The sequence below is a fragment of the Streptomyces sp. NPDC014907 genome (genome assembly GCF_055562975.1).
The window spans coordinates 790528-809113 of sequence record NZ_JBVHEG010000001.1 but is presented as its reverse complement, the minus strand read 5'-3'; the positions used below and the strand labels follow the sequence as shown (position 1 = coordinate 809113).

Sequence of the window (18586 nt, the reverse complement as noted above, 5' to 3'; positions counted from 1 at the left end):
GGACCTCCACCGGGGCCGGGCCCCGTTCCCGTACGGATTTTCATTCTCCGGCAGTGCTACGCGTGTAGATGTCTCCTCGGCACGATAGCTTCGCCCCGCCCTGCCCTCCCGCTCCCGCTCCTTCCGGCCAAGGAGAGTGCGTCATCAACGCGTCCAGCCCCCCCGCCGTAGAACTGCACGGCATCACCAAGCGATTCCCCGGCGTCGTCGCCAACAAGGACATCGCCATCACGGTCCGCAAGGGCACCGTGCACGCCCTCATCGGCGAGAACGGTGCCGGCAAGTCGACCCTCATGAAGATCCTCTACGGCATGCAGAAGCCGGACGAGGGCACCATCGCCGTCGACGGCGAGCAGGTCGCCTTCTCCAGCCCCGGTGACGCCATCGCGCGCGGCATCGGCATGGTGCACCAGCACTTCATGCTCGCCGACAACCTCACCGTCCTGGAGAACGTCGTCCTCGGCGGCGAGAAGCTCCACGGCATCGGCGCCGGGGCCCGGAAGAAGATCCGGGAGATCTCCGACCAGTACGGCCTCGGGGTCCGCCCGGACGCCCTCGTCGAGGACCTCGGCGTCGCCGACCGGCAGCGCGTGGAGATCCTCAAGGTCCTCTACCGCGGCGCCCGCATCCTCATCCTCGACGAGCCGACCGCCGTGCTCGTCCCGCAGGAGGTCGACGCGCTCTTCGACAACCTGCGCGAGCTCAAGTCCGAGGGCCTGACCGTCATCTTCATCTCGCACAAGCTGGGCGAGGTCCTGAAGGTCGCCGACGACATCACCGTCATCCGCCGGGGCACCACGGTCGGCACCGCCGACCCGAAGACCGCCACCACCAAGCAGCTCGCCGAGCTGATGGTCGGCAGCGAGCTGCCCTCCCCGGAGACCCGCGAGTCGACCGTCACCGACGTGCCGATGCTCCGGGTCGAGGGCCTGACGCTGTCCGAGGCCGCCGCCGGGACGCCGCTGACCAGCGCCGCCCCGCCGGACCCCGCCGGGGCCGTCACCCTGCACGAGGAGGCCGCCGGGGGCCGCAAGCTCCTCGACGACGTCTCCCTCACCATCCACAAGGGCGAGATCCTCGGCATCGCGGGCGTCGAGGGCAACGGCCAGACCGAGCTGATCGAGGCCCTGATGGGCATGTCCGTCCCCGACGCGGGCGTCATCACCCTCGACGGCACGGACATCACCAGGGTCTCGGTGCGCAAGCGCCGCGAGGGCGGCATCGGCTACATCCCCGAGGACCGGCACCGCCACGGCCTGCTCCTGGAGTCCCCCCTCTGGGAGAACCGCATCCTCGGCCACGTCACCGAGGCCCCCAACTCCCGGCGGGGCGTCCTCGACCCGAAGGCCGCCCGCAAGGACACCGAGCGGATCGTGCGCGAGTACGACGTGCGCACCCCCGGCATCGACGTCACCGCGGCCTCCCTCTCCGGCGGCAACCAGCAGAAGCTGATCGTCGGCCGCGAGATGAGCCACGCCCCCAAGTTCCTGATCGCCGCCCACCCCACCCGGGGCGTGGACGTCGGCGCGCAGGCGCAGATCTGGGACGCGATCCGGGACGCCCGCCGCGAGGGCCTGGCGGTCCTGCTGATCTCCGCCGACCTCGACGAGCTGATCGGTCTCTCCGACACCCTCAAGGTCATGTACCGCGGCCGGCTCGTCGCCGACGCCGACCCCGCCACCATCACGCCCGAGGAGCTGGGCTCCGCCATGACCGGCGCGGCCACCGGACGCCTCGAAGGCACTGAAGAGCACCCCGGAGACGGTGACGCCCGATGATGAAATTCGACAAGGACAAGCTGATCATCGGGGCCGCCGGCCCGGTGCTCGCGCTTGTCTCCTCCTTCGTGCTCACCATGCTGGTGCTGCTCGCGACGGGCCTCGACCCGATCGAGCCGATCACGCTGATGATCGACAACGCCGCGTACTCCGACATCCAGGTGCTGATCGTCAACCAGGCGGGGATCTACTACCTGGCGGCCCTGGCCGTGGCCATCGGCTTCCGGATGAACCTGTTCAACATCGGCGTCGACGGCCAGTACCGGCTCGCCGCGATGGTGTCGGCCCTGGTCGGCGCCTCGATCGAGCTGCCCGGCCCGCTGCACATCCTGGTGATCGTGCTCGTCGCCATGCTCACCGGCGCCTTCTGGTCCGGCATCGCCGGCATCCTGAAGACCACCCGCGGCGTCTCCGAGGTCGTCTCGACGATCATGCTGAACGCCATCGCGACCTCCCTGGTCGCCTGGCTGATCCTGCCGAAGAACTTCGGCGTCCAGCCCGCGGGCTCCAACAACCTCACCACCGGCAAGATCGCGGAGTCCGGCTGGTTCCCCGGCATCGACATGGGCGAGGGCAACGGCGTCGTCTACGGCTTCACCTTCGTCGCCCTGGCCCTCGGCGTCGTCTACTGGTTCGTCCTCAACCGCACCCGGTTCGGCTTCGACCTGCGCGCCACCGGCGCCAGCGAGTCCGCCGCCCAGGCCAGCGGCGTCGACGCCAAGAAGATGATCCTCACCTCGATGCTGATCTCGGGCGCGCTGGCCGGCCTCTCCGGCATGCCGACGCTGCTCGGCGAGTCCCACACGTACAGCCTCGACTTCCCGACCGGTGTCGGCTTCACCGCCATCACCATCGCCCTGCTCGGCCGCAACCACCCGGTCGGCATCCTCTTCGCGGCCCTGCTCTTCGCGTTCCTCGACAAGGCGTCCTCGACGCTGGACACCGAGGGCTACCCGAAGGAGATCACCCAGATCATGCAGGGCATCATCGTGATCGCCGTGGTCGTCTCCTACGAGCTCGTCCGCCGTTACGGCCTCCGCCGCCAGCAGCAGAAGGTCGGCGAGGAACTCGCCGCCGGCGGCGCCCTCAAGACCGACAAGGAGGTCTCGGCATGAGCACCGCCGCCGCCACCAAGCCGAGCGCCGCGCCCAAGGGCGGCGGGCGCCGCAAGCTCACCCTGCCGTGGATCCTGCTGATCGTCGCGGCCGGACTCGTCCTCTTCTCCCTGGTCCGGGTCGTCTCCGGGGCCGACGACCTCACCTCCGTGGGCCAGGTCTCCGGCGCGCTCCAGCTCGCCGTCCCGATCGGCCTCGCCGGTCTCGGCGGCCTGTGGGCCGAACGCGCGGGCGTCGTCAACATCGGCCTCGAAGGCATGATGGTGCTCGGCACCTGGTTCGGCGCCTGGGCCGGCTACCAGTGGGGCCCCTGGACGGGCGTCCTCCTCGGACTCGTCGGCGGCGCGCTCGGCGGCCTGCTCCACGCGGTCATCACCGTCACGTTCAACGTGAACCACATCGTCTCCGGCGTGGCGATCAACATCCTCGCGGTCGGCTTCACCCAGTACCTGTCGAACTTCACGTTCGCCGAGGCCGAGGGCGGCTCCTCCAAGCAGTCCCCGCGCATCGAGGAGATCACCAAGATCACCATCCCGGGGCTCTCCGACTGGCTCCAGGACCTCCAGGCCAAGCACTGGTTCCTGGTCTCCGACCTCGCCGGCATCCTCGGCGGCCTGGTCACCAACCTGTCGCTGCTCACCGTCGTCGCGATCCTGCTGATCCCGGCCACCTGGTGGGTGCTGTGGCGCACGGCCTTCGGCCTGCGGCTGCGCTCCTGCGGCGAGAACCCGGTCGCCGCCGAGTCCCTGGGCGTCAACGTCTACAAGTACAAGTACATCGCCGTCACGATCTCCGGCGCCCTCGCCGGCCTCGGCGGCGCCTTCCTCGCGATCGTCGCCACCGGCATCTACCAGGAGGGCCAGACCGGCGGCCGCGGCTACATCGGTCTCGCCGCGATGATCTTCGGCAACTGGATGCCCGGCGGCATGGCGCTCGGCGCCGGGCTCTTCGGCTTCACCGACAGCCTCAAGCTGCGCGGCGGCGCCGAGAACGTCCACGCGCTGCTGCTCCTGGTCGCGCTGCTCCTGGTGATCGCCGCCCTCTGGCAGCTGTACAGGAAGAAGTACGTGGCCGCGGTGGTCGCCGCCGTCTTCTCCGCCGGGTTCTTCCTCTGGTACGGGCTGACCGACGAGGTCCCGAGCCAGTTCGTCGACGCCGCCCCGTACATCACCACGCTGCTCGTGCTCGCCCTGTCGGCGCAGCGCCTGCGGATGCCGAAGGCGGACGGCCTGCCGTACCGGAAGGGACAGGGCAAGTGACCGCGGACCCCTCCGGAACCGGCCTTCCCGAGACCGCCTGGGAGGCCCTGCGGGTCGCGGCGCGCGAGGCGATGTCCCGAGCGTACGCCCCCTACTCGGGCTACCCGGTCGGCGCGGCGGCCCTCGTGGACGACGGGCGGACGGTCTCCGGCTGCAACGTGGAGAACGCCTCCTTCGGCGTCGGCCTGTGCGCCGAGTGCGGGCTCGTCTCGCAGCTCCGGGCGACCGGCGGCGGCCGGCTCACCCACTTCGTCTGCGTGGACGGCCGGGGCGAGTCCCTGGTCCCGTGCGGCCGCTGCCGGCAGCTCCTGTACGAGTTCGGGGGGCCCGAACTCGTCCTGGAGACCCCGGCCGGGTTCCTGACCCTGGCCGAGATGCTGCCGCAGGCCTTCGGCCCGGACCACCTCAACACGTAGCACTTCGGAGCGGCCCTTCCGGCACGATGGGGAGGGCCGCTCCCCCTTTCCCCTTCTATGCGCGTAGAAAGAGGCACCACCCCATGGACGTCATCTCCGTCATCCGCACCAAGCGGGACAGGGGCGAGCTGAGCCCCGAGCAGATCGACTGGGTCATCGACGCCTACACCCGCGGCACGGTCGCCGACGAGCAGATGTCCGCCCTGGCCATGGCGATCCTGCTGAACGGCATGAACCGCGACGAGATCGCCCGCTGGACCGCGGCCATGATCGCCTCCGGCGAGCGCATGGACTTCTCCTCCCTCTCCCGCCCCACCGCCGACAAGCACTCCACCGGCGGCGTCGGCGACAAGATCACCCTCCCGCTCGCCCCGCTCGTCGCCGCCTGCGGCGCGGCCGTGCCGCAGCTCTCCGGCCGGGGCCTCGGCCACACCGGCGGCACCCTCGACAAGCTGGAGTCGATCCCCGGCTGGCGCGCGCTCCTCTCCAACGAGGAGATGCTGCACGTCCTCGACACCACCGGCGCCGTCATCTGCGCGGCGGGCGACGGCCTGGCCCCGGCGGACAAGAAGCTCTACGCGCTCCGCGACGTCACCGGCACGGTCGAGGCGATCCCGCTGATCGCCTCCTCGATCATGTCCAAGAAGATCGCCGAGGGCACCGGCTCGCTCGTCCTGGACGTCAAGGTCGGCACCGGCGCCTTCATGAAGACCGTCGAGGACGCCCGCGAACTGGCCTCCACCATGGTCGCCCTCGGCACCGACAGCGGCGTGAGGACCGTCGCCCTCCTCACCGACATGTCGACCCCGCTCGGCCTGACCGCCGGCAACGCGCTGGAGGTCCGCGAGTCGGTCGAGGTCCTGGCGGGCGGCGGCCCGGCGGACGTCGTCGAGCTGACGATCGCCCTCGCCCGGGAGATGCTCGACGCGGCCGGGATCAAGGACGCCGACCCGGCGAAGGCCCTCGCCGACGGCTCCGCGATGGACGTCTGGCGCCGGATGATCGCGGCCCAGGGCGGCGACCCGGACGCGGCCCTCCCGGTCGCCCGCGAGCAGCACGTCGTGACGGCCCCGTCGTCCGGCGTCCTGACCCGCCTGGACGCGTACGGCGTCGGCATCGCCGCCTGGCGCCTGGGCGCGGGCCGCGCCCGCAAGGAGGACCCGGTGCAGGCGGGCGCGGGCGTCGAGCTGCACGCCAAGCCGGGCGACACGGTCACGGCGGGACAGCCCCTGATGACCCTGCACACGGACACCCCGGAGAAGTTCGACTACGCCCTGGGCTCCCTGGAGGGCGCCTGGGACATCGCCCCGGCGGGCACGGACTTCACGGCGGCGCCGATCGTCCTGGACCGCATCGCGTAACGGCCTCGGCATGTGCCGATGACACCTTCGGGCGAACGGGACCGGTGGACCCCCACCGGTCCCGTTCGGCGTACCGGGCGCGTCACGGGGAGATCCCGGCCTCTGACCCCGTCGGGCCCGGCCCGTACGGCGGCCCGTCACCGCTGTTCCGCCGGCTGCGCGCGTTGGCCTCGGCGACGAGGGCGCTCAGCAGCTCCGCGCCGGTGAGGCGATGCAGATCCGCCGGTACGACCTCCCACGCGGGGCCGCCGCAGAGGGGGCGGAGCCGGAGGTACGCGCCCCCGGCCCCCGTGACGCGGCCCACGACGTTGCGGGCGGTGTCGAGGACGACCGCGCCGACGCGCGGGACGCCGTCGCCTTCGCGGGTCACCGCGCGAGCCCGCTCGTGATCACGGCGGCGAGGGCGTGGGCGACGGGCGCGGAGCAGACGCCGAGGTGGACGAGGGCGTACCGGGCCTCCTCCTCGCGCTCGTCCGGCCAGGGGGTGCGGACGTCCAGGGCGGGGAGCTGGACGCCGGCCCGGGAGAGGGCGGCGGCGAGGGCGTCCCGCGCGTCCAGGGCCTCCCGGATCTTGGGCGTGGTGGTGACCGGCTCGTGCGGGGCGGGGGTCATGGGGCTCACTCCTCGTGGGTCGGTTCAGTCGTTTCCCGGACCCGATGACATGCGGTGGATTACGCTGCGTAGCCCAGGTGTGACGAGGATGTGCTTGGAGGTGGGCGGGCCGGCTGTGGACGGGGGTGTGCTTCCCCGCCGTGCCGCGCGGGTTCCACACCTTCCACAGCCGGTCGTACGGTCAGCCCGCGTGAGCGACCCGGAGGGAAGAGCGTCATGCCGCAGCGACGAGTGGTCAGCGGCCGCAGCCAGGAGCCGCGCCAGCGGTTCGCCGAGGAGCTGCGGATACTCCGGACCGGTCGCAAGCTGAGCCTGCGGCAGCTCGGGGAACGGGTGGGCTGGGACTGGTCCCTGTTCGGGAAGATGGAGAAGGGCGAGACGCTCGGCAGCCCGGACGTGGTCCGGGCCCTGGACACGTTCTACGGGACGCCGGAGCTGCTGCTCGCCCTGTGGGAACTGGCGGCGGGGGACAAGTCGCAGTTCAAGGAGCGGTACCGGCGGTACATGACGCTGGAGGCCGAGGCGGTGAGCCTGTGGCACTTCGCGGTGAGCGTGCTGCCGGGCTTGTTGCAGACGGCGGAGTACGCGCGGGAACTGCTGGCGGCGGGCGGATACAAAGGAAAGGAGTTGGACCAGCAGGTCGAAGCCCGGATGGACCGGAAGGCGCTGCTGGAGGGGGAGGACGCACCGCCGTTCAGGACGATCCTGGCGGAGGCGGTTCTGCGGACACCGCTGCGAGACGCGGGGGAGTGGCGCACGCAGCTCGAACACCTGCTGGAGGTGGCGGAGCGCCCAGACGTGACGTTGCAGATCCTCCCTCTGCGCACCGGTGTGCACGGTCTGAACAGCACCGCCGTGATGTTCCTGCGATTGCACAGCGGGCGTACCGTTGCGTACACGGAGAACGCCCACCATGGCGAGCTGATCGAGGAGAGCACTTCGGTCGAGCCCTTGCAGCGTGCGTACGATGCGATGCGTGACCTGGCGCTTTCTCCGGCCGAGTCGCAGAAGTTCGTTCTGGCCTTGTTGGAGGAAGTACCGTGCGACGCATCGACCTGAGTGCTGCTTCTTGGCGCAAGAGTTCCTACAGCAACTCCGACGGCGGCGAATGCGTCGAGGTCTCCGACGACTTCGCCCCCCTCGTCGTCCCCGTACGGGACAGCAAGGCCCCGCGCGGCCCGGTCCTCGTGTTCCCGGCGGGTGGCTGGTCCTCCTTCGTCGCGGCGGTCAAGGGCGGGTGCCTGAACGGCTGAGTGTGTGGCGACGGCCCCGCGAACCTTCCGGTTCGCGGGGCCGTCGTCGTCGGGCCGTGCCGCCCCGCTCCACCCGCCGGCCGCCCCGACCGGAGGCGCCTCCGATGAGTTCCCGCCCCCGGGCCGGTCACATCGGGCGTGGACACCAGCCAGCCGGGCGCCGGCGAACCGGACACCGGCCGCCCCCTCGTCGTGACCCTGACCGCCCGGCCCGGGCGGGAGGAGGTCGCCCGCCTCTGCGCGCGGCTCGCCGCCGCCCCGCCCGCCGGGGTGGTCTGCGAGGCCGGCGCGCTCGTACGGGCCGACCTCGCCGCCGTCGACGCCCTCGCCCGGCTCGGGCTCGCGGCGGCCCGGCACGGCCACCGCATCCGCTTCCGCGGAGTGGGGCCCGACCTGCGGTCCCTGCTCCGGCTCGCCGGGCTGGAGGAGACGCTAGGCCTCTAGCCGCTCCGGCAGGTCGAAGAGCGGGAACCAGCGCGGGGTGTCCAGGAAGAAGTCCATCCCGGCCACCTTGCCGTCCCGCAGCTCCAGGACGATCAGCGCCCACGGGCTGTAACCGCCCTCCGGGTCCGGGTGGTAGTGCGCGAAGGCCGGGGAGCCGTTGGCCACCGTCGGGACCAGCTTCGAGCCGCGGCACACGTCGCCGACGCCCAGCATCCAGCCCACGATGTCGTCGTGGCCCCGGAGCCACAGGTCGTACGGCGGCATGGACATCGTCGCGTCCTCGTGGAGGAGCGCGGTCAGCGCCTTCATGTCGTAGCCCTCGAAGGCGGCCACGTACCGCTCCAGGAGGGCCCGCTGCTCCTCGTCCAGCGGGTCCGCCGCGTCCGAGGCGGCCGGCGCCCGTTCGGCCAGGGTCGCGCGGGCCCGCTGGAGCGCGCTGTTGACCGAGGCGACGGAGGTGCCGAGCAGCTCCGCGACCTCGCTCGCCCGCCAGGCCAGCACCTCGCGCAGGATGAGGACCGCCCGCTGCTTGGGCGGCAGGTGCTGGAGCGCGGCCACGAACGCGAGCCGCACGGTCTCCCGGGCGACGGCCGCCTCCGCCGGGTCGGCCACCGAGGGCAGCACCCGCCCGTCCGGCACCGGCTCCAGCCAGGTGATCTCCGGCTGCTTCACGAGCTGTGCCCGCGCCACCGGCGTCGGGCCGGTCAGGTCCATCGGCCGCGCCCGCCGGTTGCCCGCGTTCAGCGCGTCCAGGCAGACGTTGGTGGCGATCCGGTACAGCCAGGACCGCAGCGAGGAGCGGCCCTCGAAGGAGTCGACTGCCTTCCAGGCGCGGACCATGGTGTCCTGCACCGCGTCCTCCGCCTCGAAGGACGAGCCGAGCATCCGGTAGCAGTAACCGGTCAGTTCACGGCGGTACTTGTCGAGTTCCTCGGTCGTCACGACCGCGGCGTCGTTCATCGGGTCACACCCCACTCACCCCTCGCCGGCACCCGTCCGGTGCCGGTGAGAGGGAAGTTACCGGGTCCGGCCCTCCGGCCGCACGGGTTCACCGGACGGGCCCCGGTTCAGCGCCGGACGGTGACGACCATCCGCGGCAGCACCCTGCCGGCGAGGGAGCCCGACGGGACGTCCCCCGTGCGGACGGCGCCCATCGCACGGTAGAAGGGCTCGGCGTTCGGGTCCGCGTCGATCGTGAGCCGGGTGAACCCCAGGTCCCGCCCGGCGGCGACGGTGTGCTCGAACAGCAGGCGGCCGATCCCCCGGCCGATGGCCTGCGGATCGACGAACATCATGCCCAGGACACCCGTGGGCGGCTCTCCCTCAAGGGTCGTGAAGCCCAGCACGCGGCCCTCCCGTTCGGCCACCACGGCCCGTCGGCGCGCGACCTCGTCCGCGGCGACGGTGAGCTCCTCCCGGCACGCTTCCAGGAACTCGGCGCCGTATCCCCAATGCGCCTTGGACCGCAGCGCCAGGTCGGTGAGCACACCGGCCTCCGTCGCCCGCGCGGGCCTGATCCACACGTCCATCTGTGCCCCCGATCAGCTGTGGGTCCTTCGATCTTCGCACCCGGCGGTCGCGCGGAGTCCGCTCCGGCCGGACGAAGACGTGCTCTGCCGGAATCCGGTCGGAACGGGCCCGGGAGTCCGGGTAGCCTCGCCCCGTGACGGATCAGGAGCAGTACGTCCGGTACCGGGAGGACTCCACGGTGCTGGCGGCCGTCGGGAGACACGTCGACGCCCGGGTCGGCCGCGTCACCGTGCGCCTGCCCAGGGCCGTGGCCGAGGCCGCGGTGGCCGCCTGGGAGCGTGACGAGTCGGACGACGTCGGCGAGGAGACCCACGAGCAGTACGAGCTGCGGAGCCGGGCCGGTGACCTGGCGCTGATCGGCCTGGCGATCCCGGAGCGCGGGCGCCCGGAGGGCGAGGAGGTCGTCGTCGACCTGCACGTCCACTCCGCGGGGGCGGCCTGGCTGGCGGCGCAGTAGTCGGGCCGGGGCGGGCACCGGCCCGTAGAACGGGGCCGGGGCGGGTACGCATACCCGCCCCGGCCCCGCGGAGCGGGAACCGGCCGGGGTCAGGTTCCCGGCTTGCGTCCGTAGACGAAGACGTCGTCGCCGTTCCGCAGCAGGTTCCAGTACGCCTTCGCGTCGGCCGGCCGCATGTTCACGCAGCCGCCCGAACCCGGCGGGTTCCACATGGACTTGGTGGTCGAGTGGAAGGCCTGGCCGCCGTCGAAGAACTGCGAGTACGGCATGGAGACGTGGTAGATCGTGGACCAGTGGTTGATGTTCCGCCAGTAGATCTTCTTCAGTCCGGTACGGGTCTCGGTCCCGTCCTTGCCCGTGCGCACCGGCACCGGACCGTACTTCAGCCTGGCGCCGTCCTGGATCCACGTGAGCTGCCGCGTCAGGTCGACGCAGGCGATCCGGCCCTTGTTGGTCGGGCACGCGCGGTTCTTGTTGGGGTTCGTCCCGGCCGCCCTCTGCTGGAGCATCGTGTTCATGGTGCGCCAGGTGATCGTGCCCGCGTACCCCGCGGCCGGCGTGATGCCGTGCGTCCTCTGGAAGGCCTGGACGGCCTTGCAGTCGGCGGCCGACTGGCGCCCGTCCACCGGCCGGCCCAGGAACTTCTCCACCTGCTTCTGGTACGGCCCGGTCGTCACGTTGCAGGACGCGGCCTCCGCCGTCCCCGCGCCGAGCGCCACCGTCAGCGGCACCACGAGCGCCGTCAGACCGGCCGTGACGGCCGCCCTCCGGCCCGTCCGCCGTATCGCTTCCTTCATGATCCTCAACACCCCCTGGAGTTCTGCCCGTGAAGACGTACGGGGGAGTCTCGCGGTTGCGGTCCGCCCGGGGAAAGGGGGCGGTTCCCGCCGCCCGGCACGGGACGGCGGGTCAGGCGGCCGCCGGACGGAGCCGCCGCGCCTCCACCCGCGCGCTGTGCGTGCCGTACAGGGTGACCGAGACGACGCCGAGGACCGCGACCAGGCCGACCAGGACCGTGCCCGCCCAGCCGCCGGCGTGGAAGGCCACCGCGCCGAGCGTGCCGCCCGCGCTGGAGCCGAGGTAGTACGCGGACTGGTAGAGCGCGGAGGCCTGCGCCCGGCCCGTCTTCGCCGTGCGGCTCACCGAGGAGGACGCGACCGCGTGGCCCGCGAAGAAGCCGGCCGTGATCAGGACCAGGCCCGCCAGGACCGCCGGCAGCGCGTCGGACAGCGAGAGCAGCAGACCCGCCGCCGTGGTGGAGACCGCCAGGTAGAGCGCCCCGCGCCGTCCGAGCCGCCCGACGAGCTTCCCGGCGGCGGCCGAGGAGACCGTGCCGACCAGGTACACCAGGAAGACCGAGCCGATCACGCCCTGCGGGAGCGAGAACGGGGCCTCCACCAGGCGGTAGCCGATCACCGTGTACACCGCGCCGAACACCGTCATGAACAGCGCGCCGATCACGTAGAGGCGCAGGAGCAGCGGGTCGGCGAGGTGGGCCCGCACGGTCCGGGCGAGGGCGTTCGGGTTCAGCGTGCCGGGCGTGAAGTGCCGGGCCTTCGGGAGGAGCGCGCGGAAGGCGAGCGCGCACACCAGGGAGGTCAGGCCGACGGCGGCCAGCCCCGCGCGCCAGCCCCACATCTGGGCGATCCAGCCGGACACGATCCGGCCGCTCATGCCGCCCACGGAGTTGCCCGCCACGAAGAGGCCGATCGCGCCGACCAGCGCCCGGGGCCGCACCTCCTCGGCGAGGTACGCCATCGCGGAGGCGGGGAGCCCGGCCAGCGCCGCGCCCTGGAGCGCGCGGAGGACGACCAGGGACTCCAGGTCCGGGGCGAACGGCACCAGGAGCGCCAGGGCGACCGCGACCGAGAGGGAGGCGGTCATCGTCGCGCGCCGGCCGAAGCGCTCCGAGAGGGCGCTGAACGGCAGGACGCACAGGGCCAGGGCGCCGGTCGCGGCGGAGACCGTCCACGAGGCGGCGGAGGCGGTGGCGCCGAACCCGGCGGAGATCGCCGGGAGGAGGGCCTGCGTGGAGTAGAGGAGGGTGAAGGCGGCCAGTCCGGCGGCGAAGAGCGCGAGGCTCATGCGGCGGTAGCCGGGGGCTCCGGGGGAGAGACGGGTGTCGGCGGACGCGGGGACGGCGGCCGCCCTGGTACTGGCGGAAGGCATGTCACGAACGTAGGACGGCGGCTTTCATGCGTCCAATGCACGAAACTGCTGTAATCGTTCCCATGGCGCATGAGTACAGGTCACAGCCCCGGCTGTCACCGAACAGTAACGAAGAAGACATGGGACCGCTGCTCGCGCCCCGGCTCGCCTACTTCGCGGCCGTCGCCCGGCACGAGCACGTGACCAGGGCGGCGGCCGAGATGGGCGTCCCGCAGTCCACGCTCTCGCGGGCGATGGTCCGGCTCGAACAGGACCTCGGCGTGGCCCTCTTCGCCCGCCGGGGCCGCACGGTCTCCCTCACCCCGGCGGGCCGCCGCTTCCTCGCCGCCGCCGAACGGGCCCTCGCGGAGGTGGAGCGGGCCGCCGACACCGTACGGGCCGACGCCGACCCGGCCGCCGGGCGGGTCGCCTTCGGCTTCCTGCACACCATGGGCTCCGAGACCGTCCCCGGGCTCATCCGCGCCTTCCGCGTCGACCATCCCCGCGTCCGCTTCACCCTGGTCCAGAACTACGGCGAGGCCATGATCGAACGGCTCCGGGCCGGGGACCTCGACCTCTGCCTGACCTCGCCGGTGCCGGACGCCCCCGACCTGGTGGCCCGGCGCCTCGACGAGCAGCGGCTGCGGCTCGTCGTGCCCGACGACCACCGGCTCGCCGGACGCAAACGGGTGCGGCTCGCGGAGGCCGCCGACGAGACCTTCGTGACCCTGGAGCCGGGGTACGGGCTGCGCCGCATCACCGACGACCTGTGCGCGGAGGCCGGGTTCAGGCCCCGGGTGGCCTTCGAGGGCGAGGAGGCCGAGACCCTGCGCGGCCTGGTCGCCGCCGGCCTCGGCGTCGCGCTGCTGCCCCCGCCGGCCGTCCCCCGCCCCGGTGTCGTCGAACTGACCGTCACCGCCCCGCGCGCGGTCCGCGAGATCGGCGTCGCCTGGCTCGACGGCCACCCGGACACGACCCCGGTGGCCGCCTTCAAGAAGTTCCTGCTCGGCAGGCGCGGCCACCTGCTGCCGAAGGAGCCCCCGCCGCCCCCGTGAGCGGACGCCCCGGCTCACCGCCGCTTCCGTGAGCGGACGCCCCGGCTCACCGCCGCCGCGCGCTCCCGAACCCCGCCGCCAGCGGCATCCGCAGGCCGAGCGGCGGGGGCGCCGCCATCGCGTCGGTCAGCGGCCGGGCGACCGGCCGGGCGAAGAGGGAACCGAGGACGAAGTCCGTGGCCAGGGCCCGTACCTCGGCCGCGTACTGGCGCAGCGCGTGGCCGTCCGCGTGCACCTCGAAGCGGCAGGTTTCCCGGTTCGCCTTCTTGGCCCGCTCGGCGAACCGGAACGACAGCTCCGGGTCCCTCCGCGCGTCGTTCGTGCCGTGCACCAGCAGCACCCGGCGTCCCACCAGCTGCCGCACCGGTTCGGGCTCCGCCGCCACGTCGTCCTCCGGCAGCCACGGCGCGAGCGCCAGGACCGCGCCGACCGCCTCCTGTCCGGCCGCCCGCAGCGCCGCCCGGCCGCCGAGCCCGTGCCCGGCGAGGCAGACCGGGACGTCGCCGTAGAGCCGTACCGCCTCCGCGACCGCCCAGGCGGCGTCCGCCGCGAGGTCCGCGTCCGCGCCGTTCCAGCCGCGCGCCCGGTAGCGCACCACGTGCGCGGCCAGCCCCTCGGACCGGCCGGCCCGCACCAGGGCCCGCCCGAGCGGGAGCATCGCCGCGTGGGCCCGTACGGAGGCCCGCCGCCCCGACGCCGGCTCGCCGTCCGGCAGGAGCAGCACCACGCCGCCCACCGCCGACGTGCGGGAACCTCCAACAGGCCGTCCGAGCCGGGGTCTCCGTGCGTCGGGCGGCCCCACGAGTGCGAAGTGCGCCATGACAGAACAGTCTCAGAATCGGAGGTGTACGCCAGTGGTACGCGCGATCTCTGTTACGTATCGTCCGGAGAGCGAACGCCCGTGCGCCTCAGTCCCGTTCGAAGACGGAGACGCGGCCGATCGTCCCGAACCCCCTCCGGGCGTACCAGCGGTGCGGCCAGTCGTCCGGACGCGCGGTCAGGAAGCGGAGGGCGCAGCCCGCCCCGGCGGCGAGGTGCAGCGCCGTGTCCAGGACGGCCCGGGCGTGCCCCCGTCCGAGGTGGTCCCCGTCGGTGACCAGGTCCTCGATCTGCGCCACCCCGGCCGCCGGTTCGAGGTAGAGGTCGGCCCAGCCGGCCACCGCGCCGTCCGCGCCGCGCGAGGCGAGGAACCGGACGTCCTCCGCGCCCCGCCGCCGGGCGGCCCGCCGCTCCACCAGATCCCGGACGTGCGCGGCGGAGGCGTGCGGGGCGAGGCGGTGCCAGGACGCGGTGACCGGCCCGCGCAGCGCGTCCAGGTCCACCTCGCGGGCCCCGCCGTGCTCCGGCACGGGGCCGGTGTGGCCCATGAGCAGCGAGACCGAGTGCCGGTACCCCGCCCGGGCCATCGGCTCCCGGCAGGCGGCGGCGACCTCCTCGCGCAGGACGTGGACGCTGCGGTACGGGAGGTGGCCCATCAGCGCCTCGACCCGGGCGGGCAGCGCCCCGGGGTCGGTCTCCCCGTCGACCAGCACGTGGTTGTTGCCCCGGGACAGCGCGTACGCGTCGTCGAACACGGCGAAGCCGCCGGGGAAGGCGGCGGTGCGGGCCGCCTGGCGGCGGTGGAAACCGGACAGGAAGGCGTGGACGCGGTGCGGTGCGGCGCGGTGGGCCCCGGAGGCCGGTATCGGGGTGGTCATGGACGCAGGCTAGTGCCGTGACCGGGAGGGCTTCTCCGGCTCCGGCTACGGCTCCGGCTCCGTCGCCGGGCCGGCCGGGTACGCGCCCGACGCGCGGCACGGGTCGCGGGCCGGGACGTGACGGAGCCCGGGAGCATGTCCAGCTCCCGGGCTCCAGTTTGCCACCCATGTGCGCACACCGGACGCGTTCAAGACCGCGGGTCATCTTGAGATCGACGTGCTCTGCCTTTGAGCTACAGCGCCACGGGAGAGGCGCCGGAGGGACTTGAACCCCCATCCGTGGATGTCCGCCCGCGTTCGGTCGTTCCGGTGTTCGGCGGCGAATACTGAGACTGGAGCGAGAATCTGAGATTCACGGGGGCCGCCTCCGCCGGGCCCGGGTCCTCCCCCGCACCTGGTGCGGGGGAGGGGTCCGGACCCCCGGCTGCCACCCCTCCGTCAGCTTCGGCATCAGTTTCAGCCTGCGCTCATCGCGCACCCTCCGCTCGCGACGGAGGGCGTGTGTGGGGCTACCGGAAGAGGTAGCCGAACACCGCGTCGCCGACCCGCTGGTCGGTGACCTCGGTGCCGTTCGCCTCCTCGCGGGCGAACTTGACGGCCTGCTGGAGCTTCTCGACGCGGTCGAGGATCTCGTTGACCCGCCGGGCGGGCAGCGCGCCGGAGAACTTCACCGTGGTCCAGTAACCGACCGGGACGTCCTCGTAGTACACCTCGACCTGAGCCGGGTGCTTCTCCGTCGCCTCGGCCTTCACGTGGTTGCGCGGAACCTTCTTCGTGCGGATGGTCCGCACCGGGTCCGTCTTCCACGAGTCCGTCGAGGGGTCCAGGTTCCACGACTCGGAGGCGTCGAGCACCGGCAGCTTGCGCACGAAGGCGTGCAGATCGGTGAGCTGCTTCTCCAGGAACAACAGGTACGGGACGGGCACCTGGGGCAGCAGCACCGCACCGTCGACCACCACGTCCGCCGCCGCGGACCGGTTCGCCCAGTCCTTCGTCGCGGTCACGTCGAAGAGCCGCGTCAGCGTCCCGGCGGTCGCCCGCAGGGCGTCCTCGGCCTTGATCTGCACCCGCGTGGACTCGGGCGGCAGCTGCTCGCCCTCCTCGTCCTTGGGCTGGTAGGTCCGGGAGATGCCGGCCAGCAGGGCGGGCTTCTGCACGTCCTGGTGCGCCTGGGCGAGCTCCTGGAGGGCCCTGGACTTGACGCCCTTTTCGACGGCGATGATCTGATTCAGCTTCGGCACACGGCGAACCTAACAACCCCGCGCCGTACGCACATCCGATTAAACGTCCACCCGCCCCCCTTCCCTTCCGGCCGGAAAAAGGGCGGGCGCGCGCGAGCCCGGGCCGGGACGCACCGCCGGGAAACCGCTACGGGCCCGGCGCCGCGAGGCGCTCTCTACGCGCGTAGGGGCTAGAGTGCCGAAATGACGAGCCAGACCCCCAACGTCCCCACCGCGGACCAGATCCGCCGTGCCCCGAAGGTGCTGCTCCACGACCACCTCGACGGCGGACTGCGCCCCGGCACGATCATCGAACTCGCCCGGGAGCAGGGCTACGGACAGCTCCCCGAGACGGAGCCCGACAAGCTCGGCGCCTGGTTCCGCGAAGCCGCCGACTCCGGGTCCCTGGAGCGGTACCTGGAGACCTTCGCGCACACCTGCGCCGTCATGCAGACCCGGGAGGCCCTCTTCCGCGTCGCCGCCGAGTGCGCCGTCGACCTCGCCGAGGACGGCGTGGTGTACGCGGAGGTGCGCTACGCCCCCGAGCAGCACCTGGAGGGCGGCCTCACCCTCGAAGAGGTCGTGGAGGCCGTCAACGACGGGTTCCGCGAGGGCGAGCGGCGGGCCAGGGCCGACGGGCACCGCATCCGGATCGGCGCCCTGCTCACCGCCATGCGGCACGCGGCCCGCTCCCTGGAGATCGCCGAACTCGCCAACCGTCACCGGGACTCCGGCGTCGTCGGCTTCGACATCGCGGGCGCCGAGGCCGGTTACCCGCCCACCCGCCACCTCGACGCCTTCGAGTACCTCAAGCGGGAGAACAACCACTTCACGATCCACGCCGGAGAGGCCTTCGGGCTCCCCTCCATCTGGCAGGCGCTCCAGTGGTGCGGGGCCGACCGCCTCGGCCACGGCGTCCGGATCATCGACGACATCGAGGTCGCCGGCGACGGCTCGGTGCGCCTCGGCCGCCTCGCCGCCTACGTCCGCGACAAGCGCGTCCCCCTGGAGATGTGCCCCTCCTCCAACCTCCAGACCGGCGCCGCCGCGTCGATCGCGGAGCACCCCATCGGCCTGCTCCGCACCCTGCACTTCCGCGCCACGGTCAACACCGACAACCGCCTCATGAGCGGGACCAGCATGAGCCGTGAATTCGAGCTGCTGACCGAGGCGTTCGATTACACGCTCGACGACATGCAATGGTTTTCTGTCAATGCGATGAAGTCGGCGTTCATTCCTTTCGATGAAAGACTCGCCATGATCAACGAGGTCATCAAGCCCGGATACGCCGAGCTGAAGTCCGAATGGCTGTTCCAGGGAACCGCGCTGACCAGTGGGTCTTCCCGTACGGAGGACTGAGCGAATCCCCCTGGAGGGGGCGGGAGCGGCCGGGTCGGCACGGGACCCGGCCGCTTTCCGGTGTTTGCGGAGGTGTCGGGCGGTGGTTAGGTTGCTAAGCCGCTCTGCATTCCCGATTCTCCGGATTTCCCCTCCCGGCTTTCCCGGCCCGTCCGGAAGCCCACGGATTCCCAAGGAAGTTTTACAGATGAAGCAGTCCGCCAAGAAGCTCGGTGTCGCCGCCCTCGGTGCCGCTTTCGCCGCCGCCGCCGCGGGCACGGCCTCCGCGGCCCCGGCCGCGCCCGCCCTCCCCGACGCGCTCGGCACGGTCACCCAGACCGTCCCGCTGGGAGACGGCCTCACCGAGCTCCCCGACGGTGCCGCCGAGTCCCTCGGTGCCGGGCAGGGCGCCCTCGGCCAGGGCCTGGACCAGGGGGTGAAGACCCTCCCGGCCGCCGCCGGCCAGGCCACCCAGAACCTGCCGCTCGACACCGCGGCCGGCGGCCTCGGCGCCACCCCGCTCGGCGGCCTCCTCGGCGGCCTTCCGCTGGGCGGCCTCCCGCTGAACGGCCTGCCCCTCGGCTGACCCGGCCCGTACGGTCCCGTACGGCACGGAAGGGGCGCGCACCCGGATCTCTCCGGGCGCGCGCCCCTTCGCGTGCGCGGGCCGCCGCCTACCAGGCGGCGCTCGGCGTCTTCTCCGCCGGCATCAGCACCCACAGCGCCAGGTACAGCAGGAACTGCGGTCCCGGCAGCAGGCACGAGACCAGGAAGATCAGGCGCATCGTCGTCGCGGAGGTGCCGAAGCGCCGTGCCAGCGCCGCGCACACCCCGCCGATCACGCGTCCGTCACGGGGGCGGATCAGTGCGGCCATGGTGGGCTCCTTCGGAGTCGGTCCGGGA

The 18586-nt window shown here is 72.6% G+C and carries 22 protein-coding genes; 12 read left to right on the top strand and 10 right to left on the bottom strand.

The features are described 5' to 3' along the window. Window positions 1-68: 68 nt before the first annotated feature. From ACZ3IL_RS03615 to ACZ3IL_RS03595, 5 genes are all read left to right on the top strand, one after another. Window positions 69-1778, top strand: coding sequence for an ABC transporter ATP-binding protein (locus tag ACZ3IL_RS03615; RefSeq protein ID WP_467386163.1), 1710 nt, complete (start codon window positions 69-71; stop codon window positions 1776-1778). Then, window positions 1775-2893: an ABC transporter permease gene (locus ACZ3IL_RS03610; RefSeq protein ID WP_467386161.1), complete on the top strand. Its 1119-nt coding sequence runs from the start codon at window positions 1775-1777 to the stop codon at window positions 2891-2893. Before ACZ3IL_RS03615 ends, ACZ3IL_RS03610 begins: the two co-directional genes overlap by 4 nt. Then, entirely contained in the window at window positions 2890-4152 is a 1263-nt protein-coding gene (locus ACZ3IL_RS03605) for an ABC transporter permease (protein WP_467386159.1), read from the top strand. The genes ACZ3IL_RS03610 and ACZ3IL_RS03605 overlap by 4 nt, the downstream gene beginning before the upstream one ends. Continuing rightward, the gene (locus ACZ3IL_RS03600) at window positions 4149-4568 is read left to right on the top strand and encodes a cytidine deaminase (protein ID WP_467386157.1); all 420 of its coding nucleotides are present in this window, start codon (window positions 4149-4151) and stop codon (window positions 4566-4568) included. Before ACZ3IL_RS03605 ends, ACZ3IL_RS03600 begins: the two co-directional genes overlap by 4 nt. 83 nt (window positions 4569-4651) lie before the next feature. Further along, a complete protein-coding gene (locus tag ACZ3IL_RS03595; RefSeq protein WP_467386155.1) occupies window positions 4652-5929 on the top strand; it encodes a thymidine phosphorylase in 1278 nt (425 codons plus the stop codon). Window positions 5930-6011: 82 nt separating this feature from the next. Here the strand turns inward: ACZ3IL_RS03595 and ACZ3IL_RS03590 are convergent, their stop codons facing one another. Both ACZ3IL_RS03590 and ACZ3IL_RS03585 read right to left on the bottom strand, forming a co-directional pair. After that, window positions 6012-6299: a hypothetical protein gene (locus tag ACZ3IL_RS03590; protein ID WP_467386153.1), complete on the bottom strand. Its 288-nt coding sequence runs from the start codon at window positions 6297-6299 to the stop codon at window positions 6012-6014. Next, on the bottom strand, window positions 6296-6541 hold the full coding sequence (locus ACZ3IL_RS03585; RefSeq protein ID WP_467386151.1) for a hypothetical protein: 246 nt from the start codon (window positions 6539-6541) through the stop codon (window positions 6296-6298). The genes ACZ3IL_RS03590 and ACZ3IL_RS03585 overlap by 4 nt, the downstream gene beginning before the upstream one ends. A 216-nt stretch (window positions 6542-6757) precedes the next feature. Here ACZ3IL_RS03585 and ACZ3IL_RS03580 point away from each other — a divergent pair, with 216 nt between their 5' ends. The 3 genes from ACZ3IL_RS03580 to ACZ3IL_RS03570 all read left to right on the top strand — a co-directional run bounded on the left by ACZ3IL_RS03580 (window position 6758) and on the right by ACZ3IL_RS03570 (window position 8238). Continuing rightward, window positions 6758-7600: a helix-turn-helix domain-containing protein gene (locus ACZ3IL_RS03580; RefSeq protein WP_467386149.1), complete on the top strand. Its 843-nt coding sequence runs from the start codon at window positions 6758-6760 to the stop codon at window positions 7598-7600. Continuing rightward, entirely contained in the window at window positions 7582-7794 is a 213-nt protein-coding gene (locus ACZ3IL_RS03575; RefSeq protein ID WP_467386147.1) for a DUF397 domain-containing protein, read from the top strand. The genes ACZ3IL_RS03580 and ACZ3IL_RS03575 overlap by 19 nt, the downstream gene beginning before the upstream one ends. A gap of 138 nt (window positions 7795-7932) precedes the next feature. After that, a complete protein-coding gene (locus ACZ3IL_RS03570) occupies window positions 7933-8238 on the top strand; it encodes an STAS domain-containing protein (RefSeq protein ID WP_467386145.1) in 306 nt (101 codons plus the stop codon). On the opposite strand, the gene ACZ3IL_RS03565 is transcribed toward ACZ3IL_RS03570, so the two are convergent. Together ACZ3IL_RS03565 and ACZ3IL_RS03560 are read right to left on the bottom strand one after the other, a co-directional pair. Beyond that, on the bottom strand, window positions 8227-9198 hold the full coding sequence (locus ACZ3IL_RS03565) for a sigma-70 family RNA polymerase sigma factor (protein WP_467386143.1): 972 nt from the start codon (window positions 9196-9198) through the stop codon (window positions 8227-8229). The genes ACZ3IL_RS03570 and ACZ3IL_RS03565 overlap by 12 nt on opposite strands. A gap of 107 nt (window positions 9199-9305) precedes the next feature. Continuing rightward, window positions 9306-9767 (bottom strand): GNAT family N-acetyltransferase, encoded by a 462-nt coding sequence (locus ACZ3IL_RS03560; RefSeq protein WP_467386141.1) that lies wholly within the window; start codon window positions 9765-9767, stop codon window positions 9306-9308. A 134-nt stretch (window positions 9768-9901) separates the two neighbouring features. Between ACZ3IL_RS03560 and ACZ3IL_RS03555 the strand changes: the two genes are divergently transcribed. Next, window positions 9902-10225: a hypothetical protein gene (locus ACZ3IL_RS03555; RefSeq protein WP_467386139.1), complete on the top strand. Its 324-nt coding sequence runs from the start codon at window positions 9902-9904 to the stop codon at window positions 10223-10225. Between the two features lie 89 nt (window positions 10226-10314). Here the strand turns inward: ACZ3IL_RS03555 and ACZ3IL_RS03550 are convergent, their stop codons facing one another. Then, window positions 10315-11022: a L,D-transpeptidase family protein gene (locus tag ACZ3IL_RS03550; RefSeq protein WP_467386138.1), complete on the bottom strand. Its 708-nt coding sequence runs from the start codon at window positions 11020-11022 to the stop codon at window positions 10315-10317. 112 nt (window positions 11023-11134) lie between these two features. After that, complete coding sequence (locus tag ACZ3IL_RS03545; protein WP_467386136.1) at window positions 11135-12394, bottom strand: MFS transporter; 1260 nt, start codon at window positions 12392-12394, stop codon at window positions 11135-11137. Between the two features lie 62 nt (window positions 12395-12456). On the opposite strand from ACZ3IL_RS03545, the gene ACZ3IL_RS03540 reads away from it, so the two are divergent. After that, the gene (locus tag ACZ3IL_RS03540) at window positions 12457-13428 is read left to right on the top strand and encodes a LysR family transcriptional regulator (RefSeq protein WP_467386134.1); all 972 of its coding nucleotides are present in this window, start codon (window positions 12457-12459) and stop codon (window positions 13426-13428) included. A 46-nt stretch (window positions 13429-13474) separates the two neighbouring features. Here ACZ3IL_RS03540 and ACZ3IL_RS03535 read toward each other — a convergent pair whose 3' ends face one another. The 3 genes from ACZ3IL_RS03535 to ACZ3IL_RS03525 form a co-directional block, all read right to left on the bottom strand. Next, window positions 13475-14248, bottom strand: coding sequence for an alpha/beta hydrolase (locus ACZ3IL_RS03535; RefSeq protein WP_467386132.1), 774 nt, complete (start codon window positions 14246-14248; stop codon window positions 13475-13477). A gap of 88 nt (window positions 14249-14336) precedes the next feature. Next, a complete protein-coding gene (locus tag ACZ3IL_RS03530; RefSeq protein ID WP_467386130.1) occupies window positions 14337-15125 on the bottom strand; it encodes a GNAT family N-acetyltransferase in 789 nt (262 codons plus the stop codon). A 509-nt stretch (window positions 15126-15634) separates the two neighbouring features. Then, window positions 15635-16366, bottom strand: coding sequence for a DUF7873 family protein (locus ACZ3IL_RS03525; protein WP_467386128.1), 732 nt, complete (start codon window positions 16364-16366; stop codon window positions 15635-15637). Window positions 16367-16549: 183 nt separating this feature from the next. Here ACZ3IL_RS03525 and ACZ3IL_RS03520 point away from each other — a divergent pair, with 183 nt between their 5' ends. Next, the gene (locus tag ACZ3IL_RS03520; protein WP_467386126.1) at window positions 16550-17704 is read left to right on the top strand and encodes an adenosine deaminase; all 1155 of its coding nucleotides are present in this window, start codon (window positions 16550-16552) and stop codon (window positions 17702-17704) included. Between the two features lie 187 nt (window positions 17705-17891). Next, the gene (locus tag ACZ3IL_RS03515; protein WP_467386125.1) at window positions 17892-18269 is read left to right on the top strand and encodes a hypothetical protein; all 378 of its coding nucleotides are present in this window, start codon (window positions 17892-17894) and stop codon (window positions 18267-18269) included. An 88-nt stretch (window positions 18270-18357) separates the two neighbouring features. Here ACZ3IL_RS03515 and ACZ3IL_RS03510 read toward each other — a convergent pair whose 3' ends face one another. Further along, the gene (locus ACZ3IL_RS03510; protein WP_467386123.1) at window positions 18358-18558 is read right to left on the bottom strand and encodes a PspC domain-containing protein; all 201 of its coding nucleotides are present in this window, start codon (window positions 18556-18558) and stop codon (window positions 18358-18360) included. Window positions 18559-18586 lie beyond the last annotated feature (28 nt).